A 14,843-nucleotide genomic window follows, 5' to 3' on the forward strand; every position below is an offset into this window, starting at 1 on the left:
TCTCCGTCCGGCCCGTTCGGCGCCCGGCGCCGGACGGGCCGGGAACCCGGGCCGCGGCTAGACTTCCGACCATGGGAGCGCGCCCCGGCGCACCCAGCGCGCCGCCCCTCGTCCTGCTCACCGACTCCGGGTCCCAGCTGATCGACCCCGGCCGGGAGTACCACGTCGGCCGCGACCCGACCAGCGAGATCGTGCTGGACGACCCCCGGGTCTCCTGGCACCACGCGGTGCTGCGCGCCGTCGACGACCACTGGCTGCTGGAGGACGTCGGCAGCACCAACGGCACCTTCGACGACGGCCACCGGGTCAGCAGCGAGGACGTCGGCGCGGGCACCCGCCTGCGCTTCGGGGACCCGTCCAGCGGCCCCGCCGCCACCCTGGCCGGTCTGCCCCGGCCCGTCCCCGGCCCCGCCCTCGCCCCGGGGCTCGCCCCCGGCGACCGCACCGCCGTCCTCGCCCCGCAGGCCTCCGGCACCTTCCGCAGCCCCAGCTCCGTCCGGCCGCTGCCCGAACGCACGCTGCGGATCGGCCGCTCGCACGACAACGACCTCGTCCTGGACGACCTGGTGGTCTCCCGCCACCACGCCGAGCTGCGCGAACTGCCCGGCGGCGGCCACGAGATCGTCGACCTCGCCAGCCACAACGGCACCTACCTCAACGGCAGCCCGGTGCAGCGCGCCCCGGTCGGCCCGGCCGACCTCATCGGGATCGGCCACTCCGCGCTCTGCCTCGTCGACGGCCGGCTGGTCGAGTACACCGACACCGGCGAGATCTCCCTGGACGTCCAGCACCTGGTCGTCCGGGTCGGCCCCGACCACCGGGTGCTGCTGGACGACGTCGGCTTCCCGCTCGCCGAACGCTCGCTGCTGGCCGTCGCCGGCCCGAGCGGCGCCGGCAAGTCCACCCTGCTCAACGCGCTGACCGGTCTGCGCCCGGCCGACGAGGGCACCGTGCTCTACGACGGGCGCGACCTCTACCGCGACTACGCCGAACTGCGCCGCCGGATCGGCCTGGTGCCGCAGGACGACATCCTGCACACCCAGCTCACCGTGCGCCGCGCCCTCGCCTACGCCGCCGAACTGCGCTTCCCCGGCGACACCGCCCGGGGCGAGCGGGAGGCCCGGGTCGCAGAGGTGATCGGCGAACTCGGCCTCGACGGCCGGGCCGACCAGGTGATCGCCAGCCTCTCCGGCGGCCAGCGCAAGCGGGTCAGCGTCGCCCTGGAACTGCTCACCAAGCCCTCGCTGCTCTTCCTCGACGAGCCGACCTCCGGCCTGGACCCGGGCATGGAGCGCTCGGTGATGCACATGCTGCGCGGCCTGGCCGACGACGGCCGCACGGTGGTCGTGGTCACCCACAGCGTGCTGAGCCTGGGCGTCTGCGACCGGCTGCTGGTGCTGGCCCCAGGCGGCCGCACCGCCTACTACGGCCCGCCCGGCGAGGCGCTGGCCTACTTCGGCTTCGAGGAGTGGCCGGAGGCCTTCGAGGCCTTCGAGAACGAGGACCACGCCGCGTGGCAGCAGCGCTTCCGCGCCTCCCCGCAGTACCGCCGGTACGTCACGGCGGAGGCCGTGCCCGCACTGCCGCACCGCGCGCCGGCCGAGCGGCCCGCCCCGGCGATCGGCCGGGAGAAGCCGCAGGGCTGGTTCGCCCAACTCGGCACCCTGGTACGCCGCTACACCTCGGTGCTGGCGGCCGACCGGCTGTTCCTCACCGTCATGGTTGCGCTGCCCTTCGTGATCGGCGTGATGTGCCGGGCGATGGCCGGCTCCCGCCTCTCCCCCGACAACGCCGTCAACTGCCTGCTCACGCTGTGCATCGGCGGACTGCTCACCGGCTCCGCCAACTCGGTGCGCGAGCTGGTCAAGGAACGGGCGATCTACCGGCGGGAGCGGGTGGTCGGCCTGTCCAGATCGGCCTACCTGGTGTCCAAGGTGGTGGTGCTGGGCACGGTCACGGTGCTGCAGGCGGCGGTGCTCACGGTGGTCGGGCTGGCCGGCGTCGACCTCTCCTTCGCGGTGCCGACCGGCGTGGTGATGCCGCAGCTGCCCGAGCTGATCATCGCGGTCGGGCTGCTCGCCTTCTCCGCGATGATGCTCGGCCTGGTGGTGTCCGCGCTGGTGGGGAAGGAGGAGGCCACCATGCCGCTGCTGGTGCTGCTGTCGGTGGTGCAGATCGTGTTCAGCGGGCTGATGCTCAAACTGCACGGCGTGCCCGGCCTGGAGCAGCTGGCCTGGCTGATCCCGTCCCGCTGGGGCATGTCGGCGATGGCCCGCACGGTGGAGCTGCACGGCATCTTCCCGACCGCGATCACCGCCGACCCGATGTTCCGGCACGAGCGGCCCGGCTGGCTGGTGAGCATGGCGGTGCTGCCGGGGCTGTCGGCGGCGTACGGGCTGCTGGTGCTGGGGCTGCTGCGGCGGCACGAGCCGGCGATCATGCGCCGGTAGCGGCCGGGCGCCGCCGGTGGGCGGCTCGTGCGCGGCCGGGTGCGGTGGTGGACCCGCCGGTAGAGTGAAGGAGCAGCGAGGAAGTGCAGCCAGCGATGGACCAGTTCGCGTTCCGCCCCAGCCATGTCGCCCCGCCGGGCGGGATGGCCAGTTGGGCGGCCCCGGACCCGGCCGTGCCGACCGCCCGGCTGGACGCGCTGCTGCCGGTGCAGCTGCTGGCCCGACAGGGCGACTGGGCGCAGGTGCTCTGCTCCAACGGCTGGACGGCCTGGGTCGACGGCCGGCTGCTGCTCACCCTCCCGCAGCCCCCGCCCGCCGCCGGCGCCGCGCCCGCCCGTACCGTCGACCCGCGCCCGGCGCTGGCCGAGGCGGAGGCCGCGCTGGCCCGCTACCGGGCGCTGCTGGAGGACCTGGCGGCGGGCACCCTGGACCTGGCGACCTTCCGGGAGCGGGCCCGCGGGCTGCGGCTCGGGCTGGTGGTGGACGGCGGCGAGCTGTGGGTGTTCGACCCGGCGCAGGACCGCTGGTGCTACGCGGACGGCCTGCGGCTGCAGCCGTACGCGGCCGCCGACCGTCCGGCGCCCGCCCACGCGCCCGCCGCGACGCCGTCGCCCTCGCCCTCGCCGTCGCCCGTCGGCACCACGTACGCGCCCACCCGGGCCGGCGAGCCGTGACCACCGCCGGCCTCCCCGCGCGGTCGGAGCCGCCCGACCCGCCCGAGCCGGCCGAGCCGGCCGCCGCGGGCGGCAGCGTGCTGCCGTCCGGCCTGGTCGGGCGGCGGGTGGCGGGCTACCGGCTGGAGGAGGAGATCGGGCGCGGCGGGATGGCCGTGGTGTACCGCGCCAAGGACCTACGGCTCGGCCGGACGGTCGCGGTCAAGCTGCTGGCACCCGAACTGGCCCGCAACGAGGTGTTCCGGCAGCGGTTCACCCACGAGTCGGAGGCCGCGGCGGCGATCGACCACCCGCACATCGTCCCGGTCTTCGAGGCCGGCGAGCAGGACGGCCTGCTGTACATCGCGATGCGCTACGTCGCGGGCGGCGACCTGCGCGCGCTGATCAGCCGCAGCGGCCCGCTGCCGGTCGACCGGGCGGCCGGGCTCGCCCTGCAGATCGCCTCCGCGCTGGACGCGGCGCACGAGCGCGGCCTGGTGCACCGGGACGTCAAACCGGGCAACGTGCTGGTCGCCGCCGGGACGGACAGCGAGCATCCCGAGCACCTGTACCTGGCGGACTTCGGGCTCACCAAGAAGTCCCTCTCGCTCAGCGGGCTGACCAGCGTCGGCCAGATCGTCGGCACGCTGGACTACGCGGCGCCCGAGCAGATCTCCGGCAAACCGCTGGACGGGCGCTGCGACCAGTACGGCCTCGGCTGCGTGGTCTACGAACTGCTGGCCGGCGCCCCGCCGTTCCGCCGCGAGAGCGACGTCGCACTGCTGTGGGCGCACCTCAACGACCCGCCGCCCGCGCTGCGCGACCTGCGGCCCGACCTGCCGGCCGAGGTGGCGGCCGCCGTCGCCCGGGCGCTCGCCAAGGCGCCCGAGCAGCGCCACCCGAGCTGCCTGCGGTTCGTCGCGGAGCTGCGCGCGGCGGCCGCCCCGGTCCCCTGGCGGGCGCCCGGCCCGCCCACCCAGGTGGTGCCGGCGGGCGCGGTGCCCGAGGCCGTCGTGCCCGACGCGCCCGCCTGGGCGGCCCCGGTGGTCCACCCGCCGCCCCGGCACTGACCGGCCGGAAGCGCCCGGCTAGCCTCACGCCGGTGAACCTCAACCTCCACGGCAGCGCCATACCCTCCGGCCTGACCCGGCGGGCCCGCAGCTTCGTCAGCGTCCACGGCGTCAAGGTCGATGTGCCCCCGGTCGAGGAGCACCGGCAGTGGTGGCTCGACCGGGACGTTCCGGCGGAGGTGATCGATTCGATGGCGGCGTTCCAGCAGCGCTGGGGCGGTCTGGTCCTGCCGCCCTCGCCGATGTACAACGGCGGGCCCCGGTACCTGTCCGTGGACTCGGCCGAGGCCTCGGAGGAGGACGGCTGGTCCTTCGAGGCCGGGGTGCAGCGGGCCGCCGTCCCCTACAGCTTCCGGATCGGGCCGTCCGGCGAGTTCGGTATCCGGGCGGACCGGTGGTTCCCGCTGCACGCGAGCGTCGAGGGCTGGGTGGAGTCGCTGGCGCTGAGCCACCACGCGGCGTTCTGGGCGCGGCAGGTCACCAAGGTCACCGGCCGCGAGGTCGACGGCCTCGACCTGGACGGGTTCGAACCGGTGCGCGAGGTGCGGGGGCTGGCCGACACCTGGTGGCGCGGCGCCGACTCCCTGGTGGCGGTCTACACCGGCGAGGCCGAGGCCTGCTCCTGGCCCGCCGGGCGCACCGCGTGGATCTACTCCGGCCTTGACGCGTGGGGCCTGCGGGCGGGCGTCGAGGACTGAGGTCAGCCGCCCGCGCCGCCCATCACCTCGCCCCGGTGGCGGGTGCGGGTGGCGAGCAGCGCGCCGAGGGCACCGCAGACCAGGCCCCACCCGGCCGCGAGCGGGACGGCCGTCCACAGCACCGGGCGCAGGGTGAGGCTGCCGCTGCCGAAGGACGCCAGCGGGCTGGCGCCGCCGAGGACGGTGCCCAGCAGGTCGCCGAGGCCGCCCTGGCCGAGGCCGACACCGAGCACGGAGAGCCCGTAGTCGGCGTCGGCCCGCGTCCACAGGCCCACCAGCAGCACGGTGACGGCGGTGGCGAGCGCGAAGCGGACGGCGTGCTGCCAGAGGCGGACGGTGCGCGGCGAGCGGTGGGCGGCGAGGAACGCGGCGGCGAGCAGCAGGACGGCGGCCAGCGGCAACAGCCACCAGGCCCGGGCGTCCTGGTCGGTGAGGGTGCCGAGGTCGACCGTGGCGCGGTGGCCGTCCGGGGCGCGCAGCGCGTCGGAGAGCGGCTTCGGGACGGGCAGGCCGAGCCCGCCGGCCAGCCGTCCGTGCCACTCGGCGCCGAGGCCGACGCCGAAGGCCAGCCAGACCAGGTCGGGCAGGGCGAGCAGCACCACGGCCAGGGTCTGCCGGGCGTTGCCGTGCACGATCGCGGTCACCACCCCGGCCACCGCGCCGATCGCCAGGTAGCCGATCAGCACCAGCCAGAGCGCGAACGCGGGCGGGCGGACGGCCAGTTGGAAGCGGACCAGGGAGGGCGGCAGCGGGGCGCGGCGGGAGACGGCGAAGGTGGCGGCGAGCACCAGCAGCAGCCAGGCCAACCCGATGCCGACCGTGCTCGGCGCCTCGGCGTGGAAGCCGACCTCCGGGGTCAGGCCGAGCGCGCCGCCGATGGTCTGCACCAGGTCGCCGCCGAGCGGGACGGTGAAGCGGTGCTTGGCGCCGAGGGTCAGGAGCACCAGGGCGAGCAGCCACAGCAGGGCCGTCCGGGTGATCCGGGCGAGCAGTTCGCCGCTGCCGGCCACGGCCCGGAAGCGCAGCTGGCGCAGGAACACCTCGGCGATCACCACCGCGCCGGCCACCGAGACGGACAGCGGCATCGCGGTGATGCCGGCGTCCACGGCGGCGAAGTCGCCCGCGCCGCCGTCGAGTTGGACGGATCCGCCGACCGCCAGGGCGAGGGTGGCGGCCAGCACGGCGGGGAAGCCGCCGTCCGGGAGGTCGTCGGCGCCGGCCAGCCACAGGCCGAGGGCGGCCACGGCTGCCATCGCGGCGAGGCCGGCCAGCACGACGGCGAGCGCGTCGAGCCAGCCGCGCAGCGCGCCGGGCGGGCCGATGGGCCTGGTCGTGGGCCGAGTCATTCCGCCTCCTGGTGCCCTGGTCCGGTGCCCCGGTCGCCTGCTCGCGTTCACCCGGGCCGTCGCACGCCGTCGCGGCCCGGTCGGGTTCCAGCCTGACCGAGGTCGGACGGGCACGCGCGGCGACGGCGGGCACACCTGCTGTTGCGGGGCTCGGGGGGCCGGGGGGAAATGGGAGGCAGTGGCAGGAGCCTCCCGTGCCGCCCGGCCGTGGCGGCCGGCGGCCTGCGAAACGGAGCCTCGATGAGTTCCCAACCGCCTCCGGCCGGCCCGCCGAGCGAGCCGCCGTTCGGACCTCCGTCCGGTCCCCCGTCCGGCCCGCTGGCCGGGCCGCCGTCCGGACCGCCGTCCGTTCCCCCGCCGCCCTCGGGCCCACCGGGCGCGGGCGGCCCGCCCTCCGGCGGGCGTCCGCGCACGCCCTGGTGGCGCTCCGGGCGGGGGCTGGCGGTCGCGGCGGGCGCGGTGGCGGCGGCCGTGGTGGCGACGGTGCTGATCGTCAACAACCAGAGCGGCGGCCATCACGAGGCCATCCCGACCGCCAACGAGGTCGCGCTGCAGGCGCCGACCGACCCCGGGCCGGACCCGTTCACCCCTTCGGCGGATACCCAGCACGTCACCGCGCCCGCCCCGACGCAGCAGCCCGCGCAGACGGCGGCCCCCGCGTCCGGCACCGCCTCGGCGGTGCTGCACAGCGTGCAGGGCGGCTCGGCCGGTCTGTACGCCGGGTCGATGAACAAGTCCAGCTGCGACACCGAGCGGCTGATCTCGACGGTCTCCGCCGGGGACACCGGCCGGGCCTGGGCCTCGGCGGCCGGGATCTCCCAGTCCGACATCCCGGCCTACCTGCGCTCGCTGACCTCCGCGTACCTGCGGGTGGACACCCGGGTGACCAACCACAGCTACCGCAGCGGCGCCGTCGTCGAGTTCCAGTCCGTGCTGCAGGCCGGCACCGCCGTCCTGGTGGACGCCCAGGGCGTGCCCCGGGTGCGGTGCGCCTGCGGCAACCCGTTGAAGGCTCCGGTGCTGGTGAGCAACGCCAAGTACACCGGGAAGGCGTGGGCGGGCTTCCAGCCGACCACGGTGATCGTGGTGGTGCCGGCGCCGCAGCCGGTGACCGAGATCATCCTGGTCAACATCGAGACCGGCGACTTCTTCTCCCGGCTGACCAGGCGGATCGAGGTGGTCGACAGGCGCGTCGAGCCGCCGAAGGGCCCGATGCCGCCCGGCGTCCCGCCGCCCGCGGCGTGGAAGCCGGCCACTCCGGTGACGCCGACCACCTCGGGGCCGTCCTCGTCCTCGTCCTCGGGCGCGACGACCTCCGGCGGCACGTCCTCCGGGTCGACCTCCTCGGGTGCGACCACCTCGGGGGCCACGTCCTCGGGCGCGACCACCTCCGGGTCGACGACCTCCGGCTCGACCAGTTCGGGCGCCACCAGTTCGGGCGCGACGACGTCGTCCGGCGGCCCGTCGACCTCCGGGACCACCAGCTCCGGTTCGACGACCTCCGCCGGCACGCCGGCCGAGAAGTCCGCCTCGTCCGCCTCGTCCGCGTCGGGCACGACCTCCGGCGCGTCCACGAGCACGGCCAAGAGCACGGCGACCACCGGCACGCCGACCCGCACGCCGACCGCGACCTGCGCGACCACCCCGAGCACCACCTCGCCCTCGCTGCCTCCGTGCCCCACCACCTCGGGCGCCACGCCCTGACGCACGGAAACCCACCGCCCCTGCCGCCACCGGCCGTCACCACCGGTGGCGGCGGGGGCCGTTGCGCACCCGGGCCCGGCTCACCGCCGGACCGGCGGCTACCCGGCGACCGACGGCACCGGCACGAGCACGGCGCGCAGGGTGCGGATCCCCTGCCGCCAGGCCTCGCTCTCGGCCCCCTCGCCCCACAGCTCCGCCAGCTCCGACTCCTCCGCCAGCACCCGGTCCAAGGCCTCCACCGCGAGCGGGCGCAGCTCGACGGGGAGCGCGGGTATCGGCTCGGCCGGGCCGTACGCCGTGGTCACCGGCGTGCCGCCCGGGCACTGCGCGGCGACCAGCGCGGCCGCCACCACGGCCTCGGCGCCCTCGTCCGACTCCAGGTAGTCCTCCCCCTCGGCGGCGCGCAGCAGCGCCGCCCGGATCAGCCCCGCGCGCCCGCCCGGGGCCGCGTCGTCGAGCGACCCGGAGAAGTCCGCCGCCGAGTCGTTCTCGAAGTGCCCGATGCCCCACGTCCCCATGTCGAATTCCTTCCGGTGCCCGAGGTGTTCGTACGCCATGGATGCTGGCACACGGCACTGACAATTCCGCCCGCAGCACCGGAAAGGGGGGCGGGCCGGGGAAATCCGCTCGCCACCCGCCGCTCGGGGTGGCATCATGCGCGCATGATCGGCAAGGGGCTCGACCAGGACGGATGCATCGCGCGCGAAGGCTCGCTCGACCGGGTGGCGGCGGAGTTCGCGCCGGTGGTCGAGGCCGCCCGCGTGCGGATCGCCGCCGCCTTCGGCCCCGACCGGCTGCACAGCGCCTACCTGTACGGCAGCATCCCGCGCGGCACCGCCGTCCCGGGCGTCTCCGACCTCGACGTGCTGCTCGCCCTGCACGACGAGCCCACCGCGGCCGACCGGGCGGACGCCGACGCGGTCGAGGCCGCGCTCGACGCCGGGTTCGACCAGGTCGACGGGGTGGGCGTGCTGCTGTTCGGCACGGGCAGGCTGCTCAGCGAGCTGGAGCGGCACGACCTGGGCTGGTTCGTGGCCTGCCTGTGCACCCCGCTGCTCGGCCCGGACCTCGCGGCCGGGCTGCCCCGCTACCGCCCGTCCGCGCTGCTCGCCCGGGAGACCAACGGCGACCTCGGGCTCGCCCTCGCCGGCTGGCGCGAGCGGCTGGCCGCCGCCGGCTCGGACGGCGCCGGCTCGGACGGCGCGCTGCGCGCGCTCAGCCGCTCGGTCTCCCGCCGGATCGTGCGCACCGGCTTCACCCTGGTCATGCCCCGCTGGGGCGGCTGGACCAGCGACCTCGCCGCCTCCGCCGAGGCCTTCGCCGGCTACTACCCCGACCGCGCCGACCAGATGCGCCTGGCCGCCGCCGTCGCCCGCACCCCCACCACCGACCGCGCCGTCCTGGCCGCCCTCGTCGACGACCTCGCCCCCTGGCTCGCCGCCGAGTACACGGCCGTCCACGGCGAGAAGGCCCCGCGCCCGTGAGTGCGGCACCGGAGCCTCCGCTCGTCCGCGAGGTCTTCCCCGACCTCGTCCGCGAGCTGATCGGCCTGCTCGAAGCGGAGGGCGAGCGCGAACTCGCCATCTGCGCCCGGGACCTGCGCCTCGTCGCCGCCTGCGGCTGCTCCGACGACTTCTGCCAGAGCTTCAGGACCGCGCCCCACCAGCCCGGCACGCCGTACGGCCCGGGGCACCGGTGCCTGCCGCTGCTGCCCGCGAAGGGCGATCTCGTCCTGGACGTGGTCGACGGCCGGATCGTGTACGTCGAGGTGCTCTTCCGCGAGCCCCTGCGGGACGCGCGCCTCCGCCTGCCGAACTGACCGGCCGGCGGAGGCGCGGGCCGACCGGGGTCAGTCGACGCAGGGGATGCCGCCCGCCTTGACGGCCGGCCCCTGCATGGGCAGGCCCGCCGCCGGGTCGGTGGACGGGTCGGCCGGCGCGGCACCGCCCGCGGGGGCGGAGGCCGTGGCGGACGGGGTACGGGTGGCGGCGAGGGTGACCACGATGTGGCCGGCGGCGACGCCGGTGGCCGGGGTGGCGATCACCCCGTACCGGGCGGCGAGCTGCTGGGCGTCCGCCTTGGCGCCGCTGCCGTAACTGACCGTGGTGGCCCTGGTCCTGGCCGGCGCGTCGCCGATCCTGCCCGCCTGGTAGCCGAGTTCGGCCAGCGCCTTGGACTCGGTGACGGCCGCGCCCGCGCCCGCCGCCGCGTTGACGTCGACGACGGCCTTCGGCGCCGCGCTCGGGCTCGGCGTCGCCGTGGGCGCGGGCGTCGGCGTGGGCGAGGCGGCGGCCTCGGTGCCGGGGTCGGCCGGGGTGGCCGGTGCGGCGGGCGCCGGTTCGTGGTTGAAGATCTGTCGGACGATCTTCTTGATCAGGTCCGGGTTGACGGTGTTGACCTCCTGCCCGCCGACCGTCTTGAACCCGGTGATCGGCAGGGTGTTGAACTCGACGTTCCCGCCGGTGAGGTTGGGCGCCTGCTGGGCGAAGTCGAGGATGTTCCACTCGTTGTCGATGACGACGTCCTTCTTCACCACGTCGAACAGCTTCTGCATCTGCCCGAAGTCGTTCAGGATGCCCTGCTGCTTGAGCCGGTACTCGACGGAGGAGATGAAGGCCTGCTGCCGGTGGGTGCGGTCGAGGTCGCCGTTGGTGAGGTGGTGGCGCTGGCGGACGAAGGAGAGCGCCTGGGCGGCGTCGAGGGAGCTGATCCCGGCGGGGAGCTTGAGGCCGGTGCCACCGCCCTCGTGGGTGGCGGTGCGGGAGACGATCGGATCGTCGACCGGGTGGTTGAGGCAGACCTGGATCGGCTCGACGGCCTTCGCGATGTCGTAGAACCCCATCAGGTTGACCTCGGCGAAGTGGTCGATCGGGATGTCCAGGAAGCTCTGCACGGTCTGGATGGTCGCCGACCGCCCGGCCTCCCGGCTCTGCCGCTCCAGCACCGCCTTGGAGAGCCCCTTGCCGGCGAGCTTCGCCTCGGCGGCCTCCTTGGCGATGCCGTACGCCTCCTTGATCTTGTGCATCTTCCCGTCCGCGCCGACGGTCTGCACGTAGTCGTCGCGCGGGATGGACAGCGCGCTGACCTTGCCGCCGTTGGCCGGGATGTGCAGCACGATCATGGCGTTGGTGTTGTAGCCGCCGATCTCGCTGGAGCCGGCGTGCAGCTCGTCCTCGACGAACTGCTTGGGCAGGTCGTTGCCGTCCATGTCCTTGCGGCTGTCGAGGCCGATCAGCAGCAGGTTGACCGACTTGTCCAGGTGCGGCGGCGCGTGGCGCCTGGCCTCGTCCAGCGCTCCCGACTTGACCATGCCGTCGTCGAGGCTGCGGTACTCGTACCAGGTGAAGCCGCTGGCGCCGAGCACCGCGATCGAGACGGTGCAGGCCAGGGTCCGCCCGGCGAGGGTCAGCGGGTTGCTGCCGCGGCGCGGGGCGCGGCCGCGGGGGCGGTTGCGCTCAGCCACGGCGGCCCCTTCCGGTCGGGGCGCCCGCGGCGGGGCGCCGGCGCTCCAGCCCCGCCCGGACCGCGATCACCAGCAGGGCGGCCGCCGTCGCCGTCGCCATCACCGGGAACGCGCCGACCACCCAGCGCAGCGCGCCGGTGCCGAGGCCCGGGCCCCGGTACGTCTCGGAGTGCGCGACGTACTCGACGCCGGAGGCGGCGAGCAGCACCACGATCGGCGCGGCGGTCACCACCCACCACCGGCCGGCCCGGCTGCACAGCGCCGCCGCCGCGCCCGTCCCGGCCACCGCGCCGACCGCGAAGAGCAGGCCGACGCCGGGCCCGCCCAGTTCGTCGGCGGCACCACCCAGCACGGGCAGGCCGACCGCGGCCAGCAGCACCGCCGCCGCCCGGCCCCGGCGGGTCGGCTGCGGGCGCCGCCGGGACGCCCCGGCCCGGCCGCCGCGCGCCGCACGCCCGGCGGTCGCGCCGCCGCCGTCCGCGGACCCCGCCGCCCCGGCCGCCCGGGAGCGCTGCGCGGGGACGGCGGCGTCCTCCGTGCGCGGTCCCGCGTCCTGGTACGGCGTTCTCGCCCGCTGACCGGCCATGCGCACTTCCCTCGATCGTTTTCGGCCGCCGTGGCCGGTTTCCCGCCACCGCGAATGCCGGGACACGGTCCGTCCTGGTGGCGGTTCCCCATCTCCACAGACCGGTAGATATCGGGCTGGAGCATACAAACCCATCCCGGCAAAGTCACCCGTGGTCTCCCGGTGGCGACGGACCGTCCGGGAGGCCGTCGTTAGGATGACCATGATCCCCGCCACGTCGGCACACCATCAGGAACGCGACAGAGGAGCAGAGCGTCACCATGTTTGAGAGTCTGAAGAACCTCGCGGACAAGGCCACCGACCTCGCCCGCGAGCACAGCGATGTGCTCGGGCAGGGTCTGGAGAAGGTCGGCGACGTGATCGACGGCCAGACGGACGGCAAGTACAGCGGGCACATCGACACCGGCGTCGAGAAGGCGAAGGACTTCCTGCGCAACCTCGACGGCGCCGAGGAGCCCGCCGAGAAGCCGGCCGAATAGGCACTGCGGGGCGCGTTCGACCGTACGACGGTCGAACGGGAGAACGGCGAACCGGGGAGGGGCGACAGCGGTGAGCGAGGAGCAGCGGGGGCCGCGCTGGGGCCGCTGGGTGGCGGTGGGGCTGCTGGCCGCGGCCGGCTGGGGCATCGTCCGCAGCGGCGGCCACCTCCCCGACCCGCCCGCGGCGAGCTCCACCCCGACGCCGTCCGCCGCCTCCGCAGCGGCGGGGGCGACGCCGTCCCCCTCGGCCACCAAGCCGGGCAGCGGCGGGCGCTACGACCCCGCCGACTACGCGGAGCCCGTCCGCCGGTACGCCGCCGAGGCCGGGGTCGACCCGCAGCTGGTGATGGCGATCCTCTACAACGAGTCGTACAAGCCGCACGACCCGGACCTCGAACGGGCCTGGCAGCGCAGCAAGCCGGATGCCTCCTTCGGCATCGCCAACATGCACCGGGCCGCCTTCGACGACACCAAACCGGGCCGCCCGTTCGCCGCCCGCCGGTGGGAGGAGCTGCCGGACGACCGGGACCTCGCCGTGCAGGCCGCCTCCTGGCACCTGCACGACCTGGCCGCGCAGCTGCCGGCCCACCCCTCCGCGCCGCTCACCCGGAACGAACTGCTCGCCCTGGGCTACAACGCCGGCGCGGGCAACATGCTGGCCTTCGCCCGGGGCGTCAAGATCGGGCCGCAGGCGCAGTCGTACCTGGACCGGCTGCGGGACAACTGGGAGAAGTCCGGCGCGGCGGTGAAGTAGCCCGCGGGCTCCCGCCACCCTCCTCCGGCCGTCCGGCCGCCGGTCAGGGGCGGGCGTGGCGGCGCAGCCACAGGCCGGTGGCGACGAGGAGGACGGCCGCGGCGGCGGTGCCGATGGCGGCCCAGGTGGTGGCGTCGTCGGTGGTCTCGTGGACGGGCCTGCTGCCGGGGGCGGCCAGGGGGGCCGCCGTGGACCGCGGCACGGTCTGCGCCGGATCGCCGCCCCCACCCGGGGAACCGCCCGAGAAGCCGTCCGCGGAACCGTCCGACGAGCCGCCCGTCGACCCGCCTGACGAATCGCCTGACGAACCGCCCGAGGCGCCGCTCGCCGCCAGTTCGCCGTTCGCCGCCGGGTCCACGTCGAGGTCGCGCTCGTCGTGCCCCGGGGCCGGGGAGGTACAGGCGACGCTCACCCGCCAGTGCCCGGCGGGCAGGCTCTCGCGGGTGGCGTACGCGCCGGGCTGGTCCGGGACGGAGACCAGGCGCCAGGGCCCGGCGGTGCGGCCGTCCGAGGCGGCCGCGGCGACCGTGCCGGTGAAGCCCTCGGTGACCGGGTCGTGGTCGTCCGCCCAGGTGGCGAGCGTGCGGACGTGGCCGCCGGGCGTGCCGGAGAGTTCGAGTCGGACGGTTCCGCCGTGGGCCGCGGCCGGGGCCGCGCTGGGCAGGGCGGCCGCCGTGGCGAGGGCGAGGGCGGCGGACAGCTTGCGGGTACGCATGGCGGGCATTCCTCGTCGGGTGGGGGACGGTGCGCGGGAGCGTCGGGGCGGCGGGGAGGGCGGGGCGCCGGGGTCGGGCGGTGCTCGTCCAGGAGAGCGGCGGGGGCGCCCGAGGATAACGGAAACGGTCCGCGGAGTTACCCGGAGACGTCCGGAAGATGTCACGGAGGTGTCGCGGAGGTTTGCGGCGGGCTCGGCGCACGGCCGCCACGGGGGCGCCGTGGCCGGACACCGGCCCGGAACGCGAAGGTGCCGGGGAGCGCATTCGGGGGGTGTGCGCTCCCCGGCAGGAGGTGGTGATGGCCACCCGGCCGGAGTCCCGGGGCGGCGGCTCCGGCTGTCGTGTCCGGAATGCTAGACCTCCCGGCGGGCTCTGACCAGAGCCGCGGCGAGATGGATGCGGATTCCGAACGCGCCGACCCGGAAAGGCTGTTGACGTGACGTCAGCAAGCCGTACCGGTCAGGCCGCGATCCGGACGCCCGGGTGCGCCGCCACCGGCCGGGCGCCGGCGACGCACCCGCCGTGCAGTCTGCCGAGCCCCGCGGCCAGCACGGCCGGGTCCCCGGCGAGCCAGAGCCGCAGCGCGGCGGAGAGCGCGCCGCTGGGCGCGGCGGCGGCGGGCCCGCCGGTGCGGCCGAGCCGCTCGGCGAGCAGCGGCAGCAGGTCGGCGACGGACGCGGGCAGCCACAGGGTGACGGCGCAGGGCGCGGGCCGGGCCAGGACGCGCTGCAGCGGCAGCAGCGAGCCGTCGTCGTGCAGCGCGGGGACGACCTCCAGCAGGCCGTCCACCGCCACCTCGGAGACGTCGCCGCCGTGGGCGCGCGCGAGGTCCCGCAGCAGGGCCCGCTCGGCGGCGGTGATCCGGACGGTCAGCATGACGTCGTCGCAGTCCATGGTCCCGTTCCTCTGTCTCGGCGTGGGGCC

Annotated in this window: 16 protein-coding genes; 9 read left to right on the forward strand and 7 right to left on the reverse strand. The window is 75.9% G+C overall.

Annotated features, from left to right (window positions below; translation table 11 throughout):
* The first annotated feature begins 71 nt into the window (after positions 1-71).
* From AB2U05_RS01070 to AB2U05_RS01085, 4 genes are all read left to right on the forward strand, one after another.
* Entirely contained in the window at positions 72-2,450 is a 2,379-nt protein-coding gene (locus AB2U05_RS01070; RefSeq protein WP_369182121.1) for an FHA domain-containing protein, read from the forward strand.
* Between the two features lie 83 nt (positions 2,451-2,533).
* A complete protein-coding gene (locus tag AB2U05_RS01075; RefSeq protein ID WP_369182122.1) occupies positions 2,534-3,124 on the forward strand; it encodes a hypothetical protein in 591 nt (196 codons plus the stop codon).
* A 77-nt stretch (positions 3,125-3,201) separates the two neighbouring features.
* Positions 3,202-4,173: a serine/threonine-protein kinase gene (locus AB2U05_RS01080; RefSeq protein WP_045710886.1), complete on the forward strand. Its 972-nt coding sequence runs from the start codon at positions 3,202-3,204 to the stop codon at positions 4,171-4,173.
* Positions 4,174-4,205: 32 nt separating this feature from the next.
* Positions 4,206-4,871, forward strand: coding sequence for a hypothetical protein (locus AB2U05_RS01085; RefSeq protein WP_369182123.1), 666 nt, complete (start codon positions 4,206-4,208; stop codon positions 4,869-4,871).
* A 2-nt stretch (positions 4,872-4,873) separates the two neighbouring features.
* Here the strand turns inward: AB2U05_RS01085 and AB2U05_RS01090 are convergent, their stop codons facing one another.
* Together AB2U05_RS01090 and AB2U05_RS01095 are read right to left on the reverse strand one after the other, a co-directional pair.
* Complete coding sequence (locus AB2U05_RS01090; RefSeq protein WP_045702299.1) at positions 4,874-6,217, reverse strand: streptophobe family protein; 1,344 nt, start codon at positions 6,215-6,217, stop codon at positions 4,874-4,876.
* A gap of 515 nt (positions 6,218-6,732) precedes the next feature.
* Positions 6,733-7,047 carry a hypothetical protein gene (locus AB2U05_RS01095; RefSeq protein WP_045710877.1) on the reverse strand — a complete coding sequence of 105 codons (315 nt, stop codon included), beginning with the start codon at positions 7,045-7,047 and terminating at the stop codon, positions 6,733-6,735.
* Between AB2U05_RS01095 and AB2U05_RS01100 the strand changes: the two genes are divergently transcribed.
* Positions 6,944-7,921: a DUF6777 domain-containing protein gene (locus AB2U05_RS01100; RefSeq protein WP_369185871.1), complete on the forward strand. Its 978-nt coding sequence runs from the start codon at positions 6,944-6,946 to the stop codon at positions 7,919-7,921. The genes AB2U05_RS01095 and AB2U05_RS01100 overlap by 104 nt on opposite strands.
* Before the next feature lie 98 nt (positions 7,922-8,019).
* Here AB2U05_RS01100 and AB2U05_RS01105 read toward each other — a convergent pair whose 3' ends face one another.
* Entirely contained in the window at positions 8,020-8,439 is a 420-nt protein-coding gene (locus AB2U05_RS01105) for a DUF4259 domain-containing protein (protein WP_045702356.1), read from the reverse strand.
* A gap of 144 nt (positions 8,440-8,583) precedes the next feature.
* Between AB2U05_RS01105 and AB2U05_RS01110 the strand changes: the two genes are divergently transcribed.
* Positions 8,584-9,405 (forward strand): nucleotidyltransferase, encoded by an 822-nt coding sequence (locus AB2U05_RS01110; protein WP_369182124.1) that lies wholly within the window; start codon positions 8,584-8,586, stop codon positions 9,403-9,405.
* Positions 9,402-9,740 carry a hypothetical protein gene (locus AB2U05_RS01115; RefSeq protein WP_369182125.1) on the forward strand — a complete coding sequence of 113 codons (339 nt, stop codon included), beginning with the start codon at positions 9,402-9,404 and terminating at the stop codon, positions 9,738-9,740. Before AB2U05_RS01110 ends, AB2U05_RS01115 begins: the two co-directional genes overlap by 4 nt.
* 30 nt (positions 9,741-9,770) lie before the next feature.
* On the opposite strand, the gene AB2U05_RS01120 is transcribed toward AB2U05_RS01115, so the two are convergent.
* Complete coding sequence (locus AB2U05_RS01120) at positions 9,771-11,384, reverse strand: LCP family protein (protein WP_045702292.1); 1,614 nt, start codon at positions 11,382-11,384, stop codon at positions 9,771-9,773.
* Complete coding sequence (locus tag AB2U05_RS01125) at positions 11,377-11,970, reverse strand: DUF6542 domain-containing protein (protein ID WP_369182126.1); 594 nt, start codon at positions 11,968-11,970, stop codon at positions 11,377-11,379. Before AB2U05_RS01125 ends, AB2U05_RS01120 begins: the two co-directional genes overlap by 8 nt.
* Positions 11,971-12,230: 260 nt before the next feature.
* Here AB2U05_RS01125 and AB2U05_RS01130 point away from each other — a divergent pair, with 260 nt between their 5' ends.
* Positions 12,231-12,449, forward strand: coding sequence for an antitoxin (locus tag AB2U05_RS01130; RefSeq protein ID WP_369182127.1), 219 nt, complete (start codon positions 12,231-12,233; stop codon positions 12,447-12,449).
* A 145-nt stretch (positions 12,450-12,594) separates the two neighbouring features.
* Complete coding sequence (locus AB2U05_RS01135; protein ID WP_369185872.1) at positions 12,595-13,203, forward strand: lytic transglycosylase domain-containing protein; 609 nt, start codon at positions 12,595-12,597, stop codon at positions 13,201-13,203.
* A 43-nt stretch (positions 13,204-13,246) separates the two neighbouring features.
* Here the strand turns inward: AB2U05_RS01135 and AB2U05_RS01140 are convergent, their stop codons facing one another.
* Both AB2U05_RS01140 and AB2U05_RS01145 read right to left on the reverse strand, forming a co-directional pair.
* Positions 13,247-13,918, reverse strand: a complete 672-nt coding sequence (locus AB2U05_RS01140) for a hypothetical protein (protein WP_369182128.1) — start codon at positions 13,916-13,918, stop codon at positions 13,247-13,249.
* Positions 13,919-14,378: 460 nt separating this feature from the next.
* Positions 14,379-14,813: a hypothetical protein gene (locus tag AB2U05_RS01145; RefSeq protein WP_045710884.1), complete on the reverse strand. Its 435-nt coding sequence runs from the start codon at positions 14,811-14,813 to the stop codon at positions 14,379-14,381.
* Positions 14,814-14,843 lie beyond the last annotated feature (30 nt).

The sequence above is a fragment of the Streptomyces sp. Y1 genome, from assembly GCF_041053115.1.
Classification (GTDB): Bacteria; Actinomycetota; Actinomycetes; order Streptomycetales; family Streptomycetaceae; genus Kitasatospora; species Kitasatospora rubellomurina.